This window comes from Streptomyces sp. NBC_01244 (assembly GCF_035987325.1).
Classification (GTDB): domain Bacteria; phylum Actinomycetota; class Actinomycetes; order Streptomycetales; family Streptomycetaceae; genus Streptomyces.
Window position 1 is genome coordinate 7658974 of record NZ_CP108488.1, and the last position, 16474, is coordinate 7675447.

The 16474-nt window shown below is 67.5% G+C and carries 15 protein-coding genes and 2 pseudogenes; 9 read left to right on the plus strand and 8 right to left on the minus strand.

What is annotated here, in order from left to right; genetic code table 11:
* The first annotated feature begins 1258 nt into the window (after positions 1-1258).
* Both OG247_RS34025 and OG247_RS34030 read left to right on the plus strand, forming a co-directional pair.
* The gene (locus tag OG247_RS34025; protein WP_327255798.1) at positions 1259-1534 is read left to right on the plus strand and encodes a hypothetical protein; all 276 of its coding nucleotides are present in this window, start codon (positions 1259-1261) and stop codon (positions 1532-1534) included.
* Positions 1535-1715: 181 nt separating this feature from the next.
* Entirely contained in the window at positions 1716-2813 is a 1098-nt protein-coding gene (locus OG247_RS34030; protein WP_327255799.1) for a hypothetical protein, read from the plus strand.
* 215 nt (positions 2814-3028) lie between these two features.
* Here the strand turns inward: OG247_RS34030 and OG247_RS34035 are convergent, their stop codons facing one another.
* Positions 3029-3457 (minus strand): hypothetical protein, encoded by a 429-nt coding sequence (locus OG247_RS34035; RefSeq protein ID WP_327255800.1) that lies wholly within the window; start codon positions 3455-3457, stop codon positions 3029-3031.
* A gap of 285 nt (positions 3458-3742) precedes the next feature.
* Between OG247_RS34035 and OG247_RS34040 the strand changes: the two genes are divergently transcribed.
* Positions 3743-4576: a class II glutamine amidotransferase gene (locus OG247_RS34040; RefSeq protein WP_327255801.1), complete on the plus strand. Its 834-nt coding sequence runs from the start codon at positions 3743-3745 to the stop codon at positions 4574-4576.
* 95 nt (positions 4577-4671) lie between these two features.
* Positions 4672-4985: pseudogene (locus OG247_RS34045) on the plus strand (glycoside hydrolase family 15 protein); the annotation flags it as partial.
* Between the two features lie 200 nt (positions 4986-5185).
* On the opposite strand, the gene OG247_RS34050 reads toward OG247_RS34045, so the two are convergent.
* The 3 genes from OG247_RS34050 to OG247_RS34060 form a co-directional block, all read right to left on the minus strand.
* Entirely contained in the window at positions 5186-6997 is a 1812-nt protein-coding gene (locus tag OG247_RS34050; RefSeq protein WP_327255802.1) for an SLC13 family permease, read from the minus strand.
* A 134-nt stretch (positions 6998-7131) separates the two neighbouring features.
* Positions 7132-8526: a dihydrolipoyl dehydrogenase family protein gene (locus tag OG247_RS34055; RefSeq protein ID WP_327255803.1), complete on the minus strand. Its 1395-nt coding sequence runs from the start codon at positions 8524-8526 to the stop codon at positions 7132-7134.
* A 2-nt stretch (positions 8527-8528) separates the two neighbouring features.
* The gene (locus tag OG247_RS34060; RefSeq protein WP_327255804.1) at positions 8529-8975 is read right to left on the minus strand and encodes a GlcG/HbpS family heme-binding protein; all 447 of its coding nucleotides are present in this window, start codon (positions 8973-8975) and stop codon (positions 8529-8531) included.
* A gap of 193 nt (positions 8976-9168) precedes the next feature.
* On the opposite strand from OG247_RS34060, the gene OG247_RS34065 reads away from it, so the two are divergent.
* The 4 genes from OG247_RS34065 (at position 9169) to OG247_RS34080 (ending at position 13122) form a co-directional block, all read left to right on the plus strand.
* Entirely contained in the window at positions 9169-9981 is an 813-nt protein-coding gene (locus OG247_RS34065) for an SDR family oxidoreductase (RefSeq protein WP_327255805.1), read from the plus strand.
* Between the two features lie 75 nt (positions 9982-10056).
* Positions 10057-10641, plus strand: a complete 585-nt coding sequence (locus tag OG247_RS34070; RefSeq protein ID WP_327255806.1) for a hypothetical protein — start codon at positions 10057-10059, stop codon at positions 10639-10641.
* Positions 10642-10648: 7 nt separating this feature from the next.
* A complete protein-coding gene (locus tag OG247_RS34075; RefSeq protein WP_327255807.1) occupies positions 10649-11803 on the plus strand; it encodes a DUF4331 family protein in 1155 nt (384 codons plus the stop codon).
* A complete protein-coding gene (locus tag OG247_RS34080; RefSeq protein WP_327255808.1) occupies positions 11803-13122 on the plus strand; it encodes a Dyp-type peroxidase in 1320 nt (439 codons plus the stop codon). Before OG247_RS34075 ends, OG247_RS34080 begins: the two co-directional genes overlap by 1 nt.
* A 497-nt stretch (positions 13123-13619) precedes the next feature.
* Here OG247_RS34080 and OG247_RS34085 read toward each other — a convergent pair whose 3' ends face one another.
* The 3 genes from OG247_RS34085 to OG247_RS34095 form a co-directional block, all read right to left on the minus strand.
* Entirely contained in the window at positions 13620-13862 is a 243-nt protein-coding gene (locus tag OG247_RS34085) for a tautomerase family protein (RefSeq protein WP_442813679.1), read from the minus strand.
* A gap of 55 nt (positions 13863-13917) precedes the next feature.
* Positions 13918-14541, minus strand: a complete 624-nt coding sequence (locus OG247_RS34090; protein WP_327255810.1) for a hypothetical protein — start codon at positions 14539-14541, stop codon at positions 13918-13920.
* A gap of 185 nt (positions 14542-14726) precedes the next feature.
* Complete coding sequence (locus OG247_RS34095) at positions 14727-15218, minus strand: DUF1269 domain-containing protein (RefSeq protein WP_327255811.1); 492 nt, start codon at positions 15216-15218, stop codon at positions 14727-14729.
* 253 nt (positions 15219-15471) lie between these two features.
* Between OG247_RS34095 and OG247_RS34100 the strand changes: the two genes are divergently transcribed.
* Positions 15472-15933, plus strand: coding sequence for a DUF7144 family membrane protein (locus OG247_RS34100; protein ID WP_442813490.1), 462 nt, complete (start codon positions 15472-15474; stop codon positions 15931-15933).
* A 355-nt stretch (positions 15934-16288) separates the two neighbouring features.
* On the opposite strand, the pseudogene OG247_RS34105 reads toward OG247_RS34100, so the two are convergent.
* Positions 16289-16419, minus strand: a pseudogene (locus tag OG247_RS34105) (CorA family divalent cation transporter); the annotation flags it as partial.
* Positions 16420-16474 lie beyond the last annotated feature (55 nt).

The window sequence follows — 16474 nt, forward strand, 5'->3', positions numbered from 1 at the left end:
TGAACGTCCACGCAAAAGGAGAGTTTCCCCACACCGATCTGCGCCACACCGCACATTTGAGAGTTCGAAGGATTGTCGCTTTTGTGAACAGACGGCGCAAAACGTCCTGGGTTCACACGCGCTTCGGGGAAGGGTCGCAGGCCCTCAGGACCCTGGTCGAGGAAGGCCTGATAGGGATCCCGGCCTCGAGTGGCTGGGTGGCCGATCTGCTTGAGAATCCGCGGATGTGCGATTACGGTCATGAGATTCTCGTATATCGTCGCACCTCGCCTCGTCGTTGGGCTTCGTTCAGCTGGGCGGTGTTGAATTTGATCCATTCAGGCCAGGGAGTTCCGTACACATCTCGCGCCTCATGGGTCGGCGACAGGCGCAATGCAGCCATGATTTTCGGGTCCCTAGGGATCCTGTGACTCGGGATCAATCCGGTGTCGACCAACTCTTGAAGCTTGATTTCCTGCGGGATAAGCCCGTCGACCTGAAGGGTCGATTCGAGGATCGCTACCGCGAGGTCCTTCTTTGATATCCATCCCGCTCGAATACAAGGCCGGCCGCATCAAGGATCTTTCCGTATGTCCATTTGGCGCGGTCTGGCTGCGACCTGGACAGCCTGTGTGCCTCGGGCACTTGCTTAGCCCCTTTTGTCGTCCCTTGGGCGCTCAGATCAGTCTCCGGTGATTTCCCACCCACGTGATGCTCCCGCCGCACCCGTCAGGGCACGGTTCTGCCCTGACGAGCTCACTCGTGATCTTCAAGCCGAAAGTGAGGCTCTCACAGCCTGAGCAGATCGCGTAAGCCTCGATCAACTCACCGATGACATCTTGTGTCACGTTTGCCGGGATTATGCCATTTGCGGCTCGTCGGGATTTCCTCATGACGCTTCCTCCGAACTTCCGGGTGGCGCCCGCTCTAGCGCCCGACGGTTCGCGGTTCGTCCGGTCGGGGCCGTAGCGGCGCCCTGTCGCCGACCTCCTGGCGCCCGTGGACGGTGAGGGGGCGCCGACCCCAAGGGCTCCCCCGGGAAGACGGCCAGTCGACATGCCCCGGTCGGCGGCCACGGAACTGGCCGCGTACTTCCTCGACCATCCGGCGGTCGACGTCGAGCTCCCCTGGGGCGGACCGGAGCCCGACCGGGAGAAGCAGAGCTCCCCGCTCGTCCTCACGACGACGTACGGCAACGCCATCCGCGCCAACATCTTCAACGACGAGGCCTGGAAGCCGGCCCTCGCCGCGGCCGGAGTCATTCCCGTACGGGAGAAGGGTGCGCGGTGGAAGGCTTCGTGGAAGGACGGCTTCCACGTGCTCCGGCACACTTACGCCTCGGTTTCTCGAAGCGGGCGAGTCCATCGTCACGCTGGCCCGGTGGCTCGGTCACTCAAGTCCGACCATCACCCTCGACCACTACGCCCACTTCACGCCGGAGGCCGGCGGCAAGGGCAGCGTGGCCATCGACGCACTGCTCGGCACGGTGCCCGAGTACGTTCCTGAGAGCCTGGTCTCCTCTCAGCGGACCTTGACCGGCCTCACTGAAGCTTGACGAACCACGGGCCTGGCTACGTGGGGCGGTCTCACAGTCCATCTGAGATCCAGGGCCGACGGCGGCCGCCCAGAACCAGGGATATGAGCCCGGCCCTCGTCCGATAGCGCTCTTCCCGAGGCCTGCGGCGGCCGGAATGATCGGTGCTGACCGATCCGGCTAGAGCTGCGGAGCAGAGCGGATGACCGAGCGAACTACCTACCTCGACCCTGATCGACGCGACCCGAGCTCCCGGAGGATCGGCGTTCGGGCCTTCCGCTGGTATGCCAAGATCGAGCTCGATCGCGATGGGTACGTGGACGCCTTGACCTCGCGGGGGTACGACTCTGAACTGCCCGCCGCCTACGAGGAGGCGGTCGAACGGGCACGCAGCGCCTGTATCGAGCGCATCCGGTGCGACGGCTACCCGGGCGAGTTCTGGTTCGTGGGCGGCCCGCGCTGGGTCACCTTGCATGTCCAGTTCCCGCACGTCGAGGCTGCGGTCGAAGCGCTGCGCTTAGCCGAGATCGACCACGACTACGGCGAGCTCCACGCGCTCGCCGACCGACTGGCGCTCCCGGTCGATGACTGGCTCGCTCCCGGCGAGCGGGAGCTGATCCGAGGCATCGACTTTGACGCGCCGCCCCACGCGTTCCTGAGGTTTCTACGGGGCAAGGCCAAGAAGTACGGAGTGCGCCTCAACGGCCGGGCGACTGCTGGAAGTGTGTGGGTCCGCCCGACGCTGCCGTCCGCTCAGAAGCAGATCCGGGAGATGTTCCCCGCGCAGTATCCTGGGTGGGTGGACCGGTGGACCGGGTATGTCGAGTCGGATGATGCCCCCTTCCGGCCCTGGGTGGGCGGCAGAGACCAGGACCTCAGTTACGGCGCGACACCCGTGCAGTTCCGCCCTGCGGAGACGCCGACCGGCAACGCCTGTCCCTGCGGCATGAGCCTGAAAGACCTCTCGGACGACGGGAAGGCGCACAACGCCCACCATGTGGCGTGGGCGTTCGGTATCCGAGCGCCCAAGAACCTCGAATGGTGGAGTGACCTGGCCGTCGTGACGACGCAGTCACCTATCGCGTGGAGGAAACTGGCATACAAGGTTGCGCGGATGCCGCAGAGGGAGAACCACTACGACTTCCCCTCGTGGTCCCACCTTGGCGAGCCTGAGGCGACCCCGCAGAATGTGCGGGCGTACCTGCTGCAGGCGAACGGTTGCGTCATTGGCTACCTGACCGCCCACGACTTCAACGAGCACCGCCGCTGGAAATGGCAGCCCATGAGGAGATCTTTTTGAAGTCGTCACCCACACGCCGCTGACCTGCGGAAACTGCCTACGCAGGTGGTCTGACCTGCAGCGCTTGGCCTTTCCTGGTCTTTCACCCTGCTGCCTACGTGTTCAGCTGATTCCCCCCAGCCGCCCCCCAACGAGGCCTCATTCCCCCCAGATTCCCCCAGCGGACACTGTCTCGCCAAGAGGGACACCGCAGGTGGGGGGCCGTCCAATGATGCTCACGAAAGGTTGCTCAGGGGAGTGGCGGTGGGGCGGGAGCAGGTGGCAAGTCGGGCTGGAGGAGCTCGGCGAGTCTGCTGTTGCTCGGGGCCGTCGTCGTACGCTGCCCGGGGCACAAGACAGACTCGCGCTGCGGCGGTCGCCGACAACAGGATCCCCACCCCACTGGTGCCGGCCACGGTCGTGGGGTCGGTGGCGGAGTAGACGGCGCGCACCTCGTCCAGTGCGGCGTCCTGAAGCCCCAGTGTCGCGCGGATGGAGGAGACCAGCTCGTCCTGGAGCCAGTCGGGTGCGACGGCGGCGGCGACGAGGACAGCCGGCAGCGCACCGAGGAAGGCCCGGGCGGCCAGCCTGGTCGCACAGTCCAGAACTCGTACGGTCGCGAGCTGCTCGAGGAGCCGGCCCAGCAGCGGGGTGTGCCTGCGCATCCAGCCCGGCGCGGCAATGTGGCGCGTAGCGGTCGGCGGCCGCTCTGCTCCCGCCCGCGTGGCGCTGCCCGCAGAAGGAACCGAAAATGAGAGAGCCGGACGAGATCCAAGCGACGTTGCCCGCAAAACGCGGCAGTCCATGACATGCAGGGGCGCTCGAACTCACAAGGGCGGCTCCGGCAAAGAGATGACGCGCGAGCTCATTGAGCGGCGCCATTCCGGTGGCGCTCGGGAAGCGCATTCCCTTCCCGCCGTGCTGCAAGGACCCAGGTGAGGTGATCGCACATGTGCCGATGGCTCGCCTACTCGGGGACGCCCATGCTGCTCGACACCATCCTGTACAAACCGGCCCACTCCCTGATCGACCAGAGCCTGCACTCCAAGCTCGGTGTGGAGACGACGAACGGGGATGGCTTCGGCATCGGTTGGTACACGGAGGACAACGACTCTCCGGCGCTTCTCAGGGACGTGGGTCCCGCCTGGAACAACCGCAACCTGCGGGAGATGGCGGACCATGTCCGCTCATCGCTGTTCTTCGCCCACATCCGGGCGTCGACCGGGACGGCGGTGCAGCAGTCGAATTGCCACCCGTTCCGGCAAGGCCGTTGGATGTTCATGCACAACGGCGCCATTTCCGGATTCCACCTCATGCGCCGTGACCTCACCCTGCTCGTCGACCCCGCGCTGTACGCCGACATCGAGGGGACCACGGACTCCGAGGTGATGTTCTACCTGGCCCTCACTTTCGGCCTGGACCAGGACCCGCCCGCCGCCGTGGCGCGGATGGCGGGAGTGGTGGAGCGCGCCGGCCGCGACCACGGCGTGGAGTTGCCGCTCCAGATGACGCTCGCCATCACCGACGGCGAACGCGTCTGGGCCTTCCGCTACTCCAGCGCGCACGATTCCCGGTCGCTCTTCTACAGCAGCAGGGTGGACGCACTGCGCAGACTGCACCCCGATGTCGCGTTCCTGCGGGACATTTCCGAAGAGACCCGCCTCATCGTGTCCGAACCTCTCGGTGATCTGCCCGGCGCCTGGAACGAAGTACCGGAAAGCAGCTACGGCATCGTCCAGCCCGGCGCTGACGAGCTGTACCCCTTCGCCCCAGCGCCTCCCTGACACGACCGTTGAGGCTCGAACGCGGACTGTTTACAGGGCTCGCAGACGGGCCGCCGCTGCCCGGCCGGGCAGCGGCGGCCCCATGCGGAGGGCCGATGCGCCCCTACCCGCCGATCCCCGAGCACGGTCTGATCGGGGACCTGCAGACCCGAACCGCCGGACAGCGCCGACGCCATCACCCGCCAGCTCTACCTGGCCGACACCGCAGTCCTCATCACCCGTTTCCTCACCCCCGACGGCGTGGGCGAGGTCATCGACTTCATGCCCGTCCGCGAGCCGCACACGCCCACCGACCGACACCAAGTAGTGCGCATCATCCGGGTGGTACGCGGGCGGGACCGTGCGCTTCATCCTGGAGTGCCGCCCGCGCTTCGACTACGGCCGGGCGCCCCACGACCTCACGTGCGATTGCGGCTCGGGGCCCCGTTTGCCGTGACAAGAGGTGGGCAAATAGCGTCGGGATGCTGTGTGGTCACCGCAGACGCAGGCGTGAAGCCTTGGCGAGCTCACAGCAGGTTGCCGGCCAAGGGCGTCTGCTCTCTTGCCGGTTCCAGGATCAGCCGAGTGGAGGCGGAGCGCTACTCAAGCCCGACGACCGCGCTGTGGCGGCTAAAGCGGCCACACGACCGGAACAATCAGCAGGGTCACCGCGAGGAACCAGGCCATGACGGGCAGCCCGAGCTTCCAGTAGTCACCGAATCTGTAGCCTCCCGGGGCCATGACCATGAGGTTGGCGGGGGTGGCGACGGGCGTCAGCAGCGAGGCCGCTGCGGCGACCGCCACGGTCATGAGCACGGGTTGCACGGAGACGCCGATGTTCTGGGCCGCGGAGACGGCCACCGGGATGATGATCATGGCCGTGGCCATGTTGCTGATGAACTGGCCGAGCGCGGCGGTGAGCAGGAACACGCCGAGGAGCAGCAGGTAGCCGTTACCTCCCGCTGCTGACACCACGAAGCCGGCGATGTCGTCGGCGGCCCCGGACTCCTTGACGGCGATGGACAGCGGAAACATGCCGCCCACGATGATCACGGTGGTCCAGGAGACGCTGTCGTAGGCGGTTGTCGTGCTCAGTACCTTCAGGAGGACGAAGGCGATCGCGGCCAACAGCACCGCCACGGCTGCCGGAACCACACCTGTTGCCAGGAGGACCACCATGGCCAGGAGGACGGACAGCGCTCGCCAGGCGCGTGGACCGAGTGGCAGTACGTGGCGCCTGAGGGCGGAGGGGGCGTCGACCACGAGGAGGTCGGCCGTTCGTCGTGTCGTACGGCTCAGGGCGTGCCAGGGACCGTGGAGCAGCAAAGTGTCACCGGCGGCGAGCACACCGGGCCCCGGGCCGATGTCGTGGCCCCGGCGCTGGACCGCGAGGACGACGAGCTCTCCGTCGGCTGATGTCATGCCAGGGAAGACGGTCTCTCCGGCCAGCCCGGATCGGGGACTGATGACGATTTCGGTCATTCCGCGTTCCTGGTTGATCAGGGCGCGGCTCAGCCGGTGGTCTACCAGTCCGGGCAGGGGCAGCAGGCGGTATCGGTCGGCGAACCGTTTCACGAGTTCGTGCTCGCCGCGGACGAGGATGGTGTCGGCGTGGCGCACGGGGGCGTCGCCGAGAAGTTCGTCCGCCTCGGCGGAGAGCACTCCGACGACGGACACGCCAGGGGTGACGAGAGCGGGCAAGTGATCTGCCGGCGTTCCGATGAGGGGCGAGAGGGGTGGTACCTGAAGGCCGATCGCGTCCTCTTCCAGGCCGTAGTGGCCGATCAGGGTTCTGGCGTGGCGGCTGAGGTCTGCGGGCATCGTGCTCGGCGTGCGTCGAGGTAGCAGCCGACTGCCGAAGACCACCGCGATGGTGACGGTTCCCGCGACCAAGGGGATGCCCACCGCTGCGAACTCGAAGAACCTGAACGGGCGGCCTCCCGAGTCCTCGGCGCCTTCGGAAACGAGGACGTTGATCGGGTTGCCGGTGAGGACGACAAGGGACCCGGCGTGGCTGGCGTACGCGAGCGGCATGGCGAGCTTGGACGGTGGCAGTCCGAGCCGGACGGCCACCATGACGACACTGGGCAGAAGTGCGGCCACCGCTCCGGTCACGGAGATGAGGGCGGCGATCGCCGAGGCCAGGAGCATGGTCACTGCGAGCAGGCGTCTCTCGCCGGTTCCCGCGCGGGCAGCAAGCTCCTGCTCTGCCCACGCGGTGAGGCCGCTTGCCTGGAGGGCCGCGCCGACGACGAACAGCGAGGCGACGTATACGACCACGGGGTCTCCGAAGCCCGCGAAGACCTCGTCGACGGAGATCAAGCCGACTGCGTACACGAGCAGGGCGGAGCCGAGCGCGACGATCTCTACCGGCAGCCGGTTCCAGACGAACAGCGCGATGACCGCGGCCAGCACGAGGAGGCACAGGGTCGAGTCGTTCACGGGCGTCGTCCTGCCGGGCGGCTCACGTGCACATCCTGCCCGCTGGCCCTCCTCGGGCCTTGGATACACCAGCAGCGCCGCCTGCGCCCGCATGGAGACGTCTTTGCCACCTGCTCTCGCCCATCACGGTGACGCTACCCCTCGGATTCCAGGTCGCTCCAGACGGCTGGGAAGGAGCCGATCCCGATGTCGCGGCAGATCTTCTGGGCTGCCATGGCCACTGCCTCGGTGAAGGTGGGGAAGGAGAACTGAAGATCGGCGAGCTGTTCGACTTTCATGCCGGATGCCATGGCGGTGGCGACGACCTGCACGATTTCGGCCGAGTACTCACCGAGGACATGGGCTCCAAGGATGGTGTGGCGGTCAGCGTCGGCGATGAGCTTGCAGAAGCCCTCGGGGCGTCCGTCTGTGACGGGCCGCAGCAGGTTCTCGTACAGCGCGGTGGCGGTGACAGCACGGTGCCGGTCGACCGCTTGTGCTTCGGTGAGGCCGACCTGGCCGTACTCGGGGTCGGTGAAGCTGCCCGTGGGTACGACCGTGTACGTGGCGACGGCGGTGGGTCCGTTGACGGCGTTCTTTGCCGCCACGCGGCCTTCCAGCCTGGCGGTCTGGACGAGTTTGGAGCGGCCGTTGGCGTCTCCCACCGCGTAGATGTGCTCGACGTTGGTCCGCAGGTGGGCGTCGACCGGAATGGCGTGCGGCTCCGCCGTGACACCAGCTCGCGGCAGGCCGAGATGCTGAATGTCGGCCGGCCATCCGATGGCGGCGAACACCGCGTCGAACGGCGTCTCGGTGTCCTGGTGGCGCAGCCGTACGCGGCCCCCGGCGCCTTCCAGGGACTGGACCGGGGTGGCGGCGAAGACCTCGATGCCTCGGCTGCGGAAGGCGTCGCGCATGCCCGTGGAGACACTGGTGTCGGCGTGGGGGAGCAGGTGGGGGCCCGCTTCGAACAGGCTGACCCGTGAGCCGAGGTCGGCCAGGATCGAAGCGATCTGGCAGCCGGTGTCGGCTCCGCCGATGACGGCCGCCGTGCCGGGCAAGGCGGTGAGGGTGGGAAGGTCGCTGTAGGTCAGAGCCAGCTCTCCGCCGGGGACGGGAAGGCTTGCCGCATGGCCTCCGACGGCCAGGATGATCCGGTCGGCAGTCCAGGTACGGCCGTCCCCGGCCGCCATGGTGGTGGAGTCGAGGAATTGCACCGGACCGAGATTCTCGGTCAGCTCGATGCCGAAGTGGCGAAGCCGGGCACTCATGTGTTTGCGGTCGCGGGCGTAGCGGGAGACGCGGGCGCTGTTGGCGAGGACTGCCGGCAGGTTGGGCACGGGCCGGCTGCCTTCGAGGCCGAAGTCGGCCCATGAGTTCCAGTCCCTGGCCAGACGGGCTGCGCGGGCCAAGGTGCGGACCGGGGCGGGTCCGTGGTTGAGGCTGGTGCCGCCTACCTCGGCTGCTTCCAGCAGAACGACATCTACGCCCAGCTCACGCGCCTGCATCGCCGCTGAGACGCCCGCCGCGCCGCCTCCCACGACCAGCACCCTCACCGTCGTGGCTCCGGCGCCGGTTCGTCGCCCGCTCTGTCCGCGAGGGAGTTCAGGCACGCTTCGGCGACGATGACGTCCTCCTCGATGCTGCCGCCGGAGACTCCGATCGCGCCGACGGTGGTGCCGGACTCGTCGGCAACGGGAAGCCCGCCGCCGACACAGACCAACCCCTGGTTGCTCCACTGCAGCCCGTACGCGCGCCCGCCCGGCCGAGTGATCTCACCCAGCTCGGCGCTGGGTCGGCGGAAGAGCAGGGAGGCTCTGGCCTTCTGCCGAGCCAAGTCGATGGAGCCGAGCATCGCGTCGTCCATCCTGATGAAGTGGATGAGGTGTGCGCCGGCGTCGACGACCGCGATGGAGACCTGAATGCCGAGCTCACGCGCCGCGGTGATGCCGGCGGCGGTCATGCGCGTGCTGCTCGGCAGCGACAGGACGTGTGGCATCGGCGCCTCCGTAACGATGGGTGCGCCGGTATGTGACGCCATGGCCATTCTGCCCAGGGTGAGGTTTGTCGCGACTTGTTTCGATCTGTACCGGTTGCGGCATTGATGGACCCGGTTGCCGCGTGTGGGCACCCCTGCTTGACCTCGGCCCGCGATTTCCGCCGCGGGCCCGGACATGACTCGGAGCTGAGGCATGGCGAAGACCGTTCTCATTACCGGCGCGGGATCAGGCTTCGGCCGCGACGCCGCACTGGAACTCATGGCGAACGGACAGTCGGTCATCGCCGCCGTGCACCATGCCGAGCAGATCCCCGAGCTGAAGAGTGCCGCGGCCGCACGCGGCGGGGATCTGCGCGTGGAGAAGCTCGACTTGTTGTCAGAGGCAGACCGGCAGGCGGCCGCGGGCTGGGACATCGACGTGCTGGTCAACAACGCGGCGATCGGTGAGGGCGGCCCGATCTCCGAGATTCCGCTCGATCTGGTGCGGCGGGTCTTCGAGGTCAACGTCTTCGGCACCCTGTCGCTGACCCAGGGCGTTGTACGCCGGATGGTGGAGCGGGGCCGCGGCCGGGTGATCTTCGTGTCGTCGATCGCCGGGCTGACCGCCGGGTCGTACCTGGGTGCGTACGCCGCCTCCAAGCACGCGCTGGAGGGCATCGCGGAGTCGATGAGCAACGAGCTCGCCCCTCATGGTGTGCAGGTGGCGACCCTGAACCCGGGGCCCTATGGGACCGGTTTCAACGACGAGATGGTGCGCAGCCGCGACCGCTGGTACGACCCGGCGCGCCACTTCACCCGGCCGCAGGACATGGCCCGACTCGACGAACGGTTCGCTACACAGCACGACCCTGCCGACCTGGTCAAAGCCATGGTGCACATGGTCACCGCCGACTCCGGGCGCTACCGCAATGTGCATCCGCAGGAGTCGGAAGACCTGGTGCGCCAGCGTCAACGCGACGCCTGGACGCGTACGCAGCCACTGCCGGGGAACGGCGACACCGGCTGAGGCCGTGCAGGGGATATCGGCAGAAACTCAGTCAGCCCGCGAGAAGCGCGCGCGAACTCACGAAGGGATCGGAACATGGCGGAGGACAGGACTGCGGCGCAGCCGCAGCGGACGCGGCCTGGAAAGAAGCAGGGCTCCACGGGCGAGCTGACGACCTTCTGGAAGGTCAAGGAGGGCCACGAGAAGCAGATCAGAGAGACGCTGGAGAAGCTGGACCAGTGGCCGATCGAGCAGAAGGCGCACGCCGGGACGCTCATCGGCACCCTGCACGACCGGCGGTGGGTCCTGTTCGACAACGACACCCGCATGCTGTTCTGCACGAACTACGACGGTGAGTGGGATCCCTACATCGAGGCGTTCGCCGAACACAACGCCCCGGCCTTCGACATGATCTTCCAGCACATCGAGGGTTTCCCCGCAGGCGGCATGCGCGATCCCGGCATCCTGGACTACCTGATCGACCACCAGGAGACCGCAGTCGAGTACATGCGCTTCTACGACGGCACCGTGCCGGAGATCCAGCAGGCGCTGGCGTTGAAGAACGACTTCGAGGCCCTCTTGGACAGCCCGGAGTTCCAGCGGGCCGTGCGCGACCCTGCTTTTCAGGAGCTGCTGGGCACTCCGCAGTTCCAGGCCCTGCTCGACCACGCGGCGGGCTAGAGAATCCATGTCCGATCACCTGTCGTCGCCGCGTGCGCTGGAGGATCCGGCCTCCGACATCTGCGACCTCTACGCCTTTCCCAGCCCAGGGCGCTCGGGCCATCTGACGCTGGTGATGACCGTGTTCCCCCGAGCCGACGACACCGCGTTCTTCGCCGACGATGTGGTGTGCAGATTCCGGCTCCGTCCCGTCTCGGTCGCTGCGACGGGAGCGAAGGCGCGGTTCGACGTCGGCGCCGATGACACCGAGCTGGTCCTGGAATGCACCTTCCAGGAGCCTTCCGCGCCGACGGGCGGTGGTCGCCCCGCGCAGGTGGGCACCTGCACGACACCCACCCATCACGAGGCGCGCGCGATCGTCCACGACCGCTCTGGCAGCGACGGTGACGGTGACGGACTACGGATGTTCGCCGGTCTCGTTTCGGACCCGTTCATCTTCCAGCTCGAATCGATCATGGAGACCGTCACCACCGGAAAACCGGCATTCGGGAAGGTCACCACGAACACGATGGACGGTGCCAACGTGCTCGGCATCGTCGTGGAGGTCGACTGCGCCCGCTGGCTCCCGGACCGCTCCCTGGTCGCGGTCGTCGGCGAGACACTGGCCGCCGGCAAGCGACCGGTCCGCCTGGAACGCGTAGGCCGCCCAGAGATCAAGAACATCGGCATGCAGTGGCCCGGATACGACCCGCTCAACCGGACCATCGATCTGCGCGAGCTCTACAACCAGGAAGACGCATTCCATCTCAGGGACGACTACTTGGATGCCTACCGAAGCCGGCTGGGTGCCAACCTGAGCTTCTACGACGGCCTGGACGGCAAGACCGACTGGCCGCCGGACGATAAGGGCAACCACCCGCTCGTCGACCTGCTGCTCGAGGACTTCCTCGTCGTGGACGTGACCAAGCCGTTCGCCGAGGACACCTGGTTCGGCATCGAGCAGGACATGCTCGCCGACCGCCCGCACGGCAACTGCGGCGGCCGGGCCCTCAACGACGACTTCCTCGACTCCTACTACACCCTGTTCATCAGCGCCGGCAACGGGCCTCGCATCAGTGACGGCGTCGACCAGGCGACCGTACCTGCGACCAACGACTTCCCGTATCTGGCCCCGCCCAATCCGGCTCCCACTCCCGCCGCCGCAAGGACGGGCCGCCCGTGATGACTTCACTGCAACTCGAGGACATCCAAGGCGGGGTCCTGCACCCACTCCCGTGCCCCTACGTCGGCGTATTCACGCTCCTGCGCATCGACAACGCCGAGTCCGGACGTGAACTGCTCGCCCAGCTGATCCCCTCCCTCCGCACGGCCGAGGAACCCGCAAGCCCCGAAGCCGACGCATGGCTGAGCGTTGCCCTCACCTACAAGGGCATGCAGGCACTGGGCGCGCCCCAGGCATCCCTGGAGAGCTTCGCCCCCGAGTTCAGGGCGGGCATGGCAGCTCAGGCCGATCGGCTCCACGACGTCGGCGAGAGCGCGCCGACCCATTGGGAGGCGCCGCTGGGCTCGCCGGACGTCCACATGGTCCTGACCTCGATGGCTCCCGATCAGGAGCGGCTGGACGCGCAGCTGGAGCGAGCCGAGGCCATGCTGTCCCGCGGCGGTATTACGGTCCTCTACCGCCTGGACTGCCGGTCATCCGACGGGCGCGAGCCCTTCGGCTTCAAGGACAATGTCAGCCACCCCGCTGTCGAAGGCAGCGGCATCCCGGGCTCCAACCCGCGGGAAGAACCCCTCAAGGCGGGGGAGTTCATTCTCGGCTACCCCGACGAGAGCGGCCGGATCCCTCCCATGCCCCAGCCGGCGGCTCTCGGCCATAACGGCAGCTATCTCGTCATCCGCAAGCTCCACCAGCGCGTTGCCGCCTTCCGCCAGTACGTACGCGAACAGGCCGCAGCCCCCGGTGACGAGGAGTTGGTCGCTGCGAAGATCATGGGCAGGTGGCGCAGCGGTGCACCCCTCACCCTCGCCCCCGACCAGGACGACCCGGACCTGGGGGCAGACCCCAGCCGCAACAATGACTTCGCGTTCAAAGCCGATGGGGACGAACGAGGCCTCAAGTGCCCGGTCGGCTCCCACGTGCGGCGGATGAACCCCCGTGACGCCGACGTCGTGGGCAACCCGCGTCGGCACCGGCTGCTGCGCCGGGAGGTCGTCTACGGACCGCCGCTGCCTGAGGGAGTGGTGGAGGACGACGCCGTCGACCGGGGAATGATCTTCGCGTGTGTCGGCGCGTCGCTGCGGAGGCAGTTCGAGTTCGTCCAGGAGGAGTGGGTGAACAGCGGGATCTTCATCGGCCACGGTGAGGAAAAGGACCCGCTGTGCGGCGCGAACCAGGGCGAAGGGGTGTTCACCATCCCGGAGCGACCCATCCGGCGCCGGCTCCCAGAGCTTCCGACATTCGTCGTCACGCGTGGTGGCGACTACTTCTTCATGCCCAGCTTCACCGCGCTGCGCTGGCTCAGCCGGCTGACGGACTGACTGCGGGGGGCGTGAGCGAATGCCCGCCGAACCCCCGAGAGGCGGCGGCTGGGGGACACCTGAGACATGCCGCCCTCCACCGCACACGAGCCGCCATCCGGACCGGCTCCCACGCGATGCGGCGCCACACCCGTCTCTTGCACGCCTTCTCCCGGCAGATGGTGGACGCCCGTGTCGTCGACTCCGCCAACCGCCTCGGCGCCGAAGTCTTCATGACCGCGGTGCCGGTGCTCTTCGTCGTCGCCGCGTTCTCACCGCAGTCGATCCGCGAGCAACTGATCGACTCCGTCCGTGCCGTACTCGGGCTGCGCGGCGCCTCCCTGGAGGAACTCACGCAGGTCTTCGACTCCAGCGACGAAGACCTGCGCAACGCCTACGGATTCCTCGGCATCAGTCCTGAGCGGAGGAATCGCGTCCGGCTACCTCGCCGCCCAGGTGCCCGGCCGCCGCCCGATGGCTCGGCACACCCCCGCCGGCGGCACGCCGACCTGAGGCGCTCAGCCAGACGCACCATCGCGATCACTGACCAGCTCACCACCAGTCGACCAGTCCTGGGCTTCGAACTCCTGCAGAGTCACCCAGACCTTTCCCTCGTCCGTACCGATGGCCCTGACGTACGCGGAAGTGAGCTCTCGAACGAGCGCACGCTTCTGCTCAGCGCTGCAGCTCGCGATGTGCTTGACCTCGATGAACGGCATGTCCAACTCCCTCTCAGAGGGCGCATTCCGCCCTGGTCGCATGGCATGCGCCGACCGGTCGGCGCGCACGTCGGCACTGCCTCGCGAGGGCGCGCGATCAGTACCGCTGGGCCTTTTCGATCCGCGGTGTCAGGTTCAAGTCGGCGGGCTTGCGGCTGATGGCGAGAGGCTGGGCCAGCTCGCCAGGCTCAAGGCCCTCCGCTCCGACGATCCTGCTCTCCACGACCTTGCCGGCGCCATCCCTGAAGTCCACTTGGACGGCGTACGACGCCTTCTTGTCCGTACGGTTGGTGATGCTGACGATGACCGCCAGAAGTCCCCCGGTCTCCGCCCTGGGCTTGCCGCGCAGCGAGACATCGGCCCCCGCATTGCCGCCACCCGACACCTTTTCCAGCACTGCGGCAGCAGCCTCGTTCGCCCGCAGTGTTTCAGCCGACACCGAAGCCTCGAAAGCAGAAGCGGCGGCAGACGCGGACGAGGCCGCAGCCGACGCCGACGCGAGTGCGGACGCCGCGGCCGAACTCATCAGGGAAGGCGGCATACCGGAGAAGGAAGCGGTATCGGGTGGCGTCGGCCGGGGGCTGAACGTCCTGTTGGCCTGATCCCCCTCACCCGTACTGCACGAGGCCAGCGCGGCCACCCCTGAAACCACGGTGACCAGCGTCAAGGCGAGAGCCGTCACGCCCCGCCCAACCGGTGAACGCTTCCCGGACACGGTCATAAGGCTTCCTTTCACGCTGACGAGCCCACGCAGCCATCACCTCATGCTCGATGCCGTCCTCGACCGCCGCGACCGGGGTGGACCGACTGGGGTCGCCGCAGGCCGAGCGGCACCGCGCCCGACGGGTCCCCGCCCGACTCCGGCCGCGCCTTCGAGGTGTGACCACCAGGGGTCGCCTCGCACACCTACAGCTGAGAACCCCCGAGCTGCTCGGCCAGCTCACTCTCCTCCGCAGCGCGGAGCGAGGTCTTCAACACCGTGCCGCCGTGCGGCCGCATGGCATCGGCGAACCTTTCCTCCGACACCATCAGGCCCATGATCGCCAAGGCCGCGTGCCCGGGCGTGAGGAGATCCTGGACGCGCCGGCGGAATGCGTCATCGACACCGGACTTACCGAGCTTCCCCAGCAGTCCACCGACCGCCGCACCAGCCACGAGCCCGACGCCGGGCAGGAGAAACAGCACGCCGAAGACCATGCCCCACACGGCCCCCGCCGCAGCCGACGGGCCGATGAGACGGCTCGGCGTGTCCACGTGCGTCTCGCCCTGCGTGTCCACCGACACCACCGCCAGACCGCTCACGCTGATGACGCGATGTCGGTGAAGCTCCTGCACGGTGGCGTAGGCCCGCCGGGCCGTCTCGGGATCGTCGTACCCAATCACCATGAGCTCCGACATGAACGCCTCCGCTTCCGGATCGGCGACGGGACTTCAGTGCACGCTAAGCCTTCGCCGGTTCTTCGGCATCCCGTCGCCCTGGACACGTCTCGACGGCGGGTCCTACCGGCGCTTCTGCGTCTCACGGACGCGACCGGCGTCGTGAGCGTCGTCAGTCGGAATGCCGATGGAAGGCTGGCGTGACACGCTGAAACGGAGGATCACATTCAGGTCCCAGCATGCCAGGCCGACTCTGCAACCCATGGAGGTCGCAATGGCCAGTGACGACAGCAGGCCCCTCGCAAGCGACGCACCCCCGAGCCCCTGGCACGCGCCCACATCGGGCACCACCGTCCTGGCGGCAGCCTTGATGATTTTCGGTGGAGTGATGGCGCTCTTCGAAGGGATCGCGGCCATCGCCAAGGACGACCTGTTCATTGCGACGCGCCACTACGTGTTCGAGTTCAGCCTTGCCGGCTGGGGCTGGGTACACCTCATTCTGGGCATCGTCCTCGTCTTTGCCGGCTGCGCCGTGTTCAGCGGAGCCCTATGGGCACGCTTCTTCGGTGTTGCCGTCGCCGGGCTGGGCGCGATCGCCAACTTCCTGTGGGTGCCGTACTACCCCTTGTGGGCCCTGGTGCTGGTTGCCGTCAACATCTTCATCGTCTGGGCGCTGTGCATGGGTATGCACCGTGAAGCGCACGCGGGCCACGACCACCGTCCGGGACCCCGATGACTTGATCACGGCCTGCGTCGAGGGGCTCAATGTCGCGCCCCTCGACTTCGCCGTGGTGCTCACCCCTCCGCTGTCCACCCCTGCGGCTCTCCTTGCCCGCGCGGCAGGGGCCGCCGGCCACGACTTGCGCTGCTATCCAACACCTTCGGCCTGGACAGCTCCCGGAGAGGGGAGCGCGCTGCTCGCCGGATCGGTCTTCCCGGGGCGTCCGGAACGCGCCACACCTGCTCCTGGCGACCTGGCGACCTGGCTGAACAGCGGAGCGTCCCTGCCTTGCTCGCTACTGTTGCCCGCAGGCGACGACCTCGGCGGCCGGGCGGCCCGGCAGGCTCTTGCCTCGACCCGACCGCCCTCGTCACGCCTCGTAAGCTCCTACGCCGAATACCACCGCCATCAGCAGGATGGCGAAGGGGTATCCGCCGGCCCACTGCAGCTCGGGCATGGTGTTGAATTCATGCCGTAAATCGTTCCGACGAGTGTGGGAGCAGAGTTCCGCCACGTGGCGGTCCTCCCAGCGCCTATTTCAGCCGGGTGCGCCGTT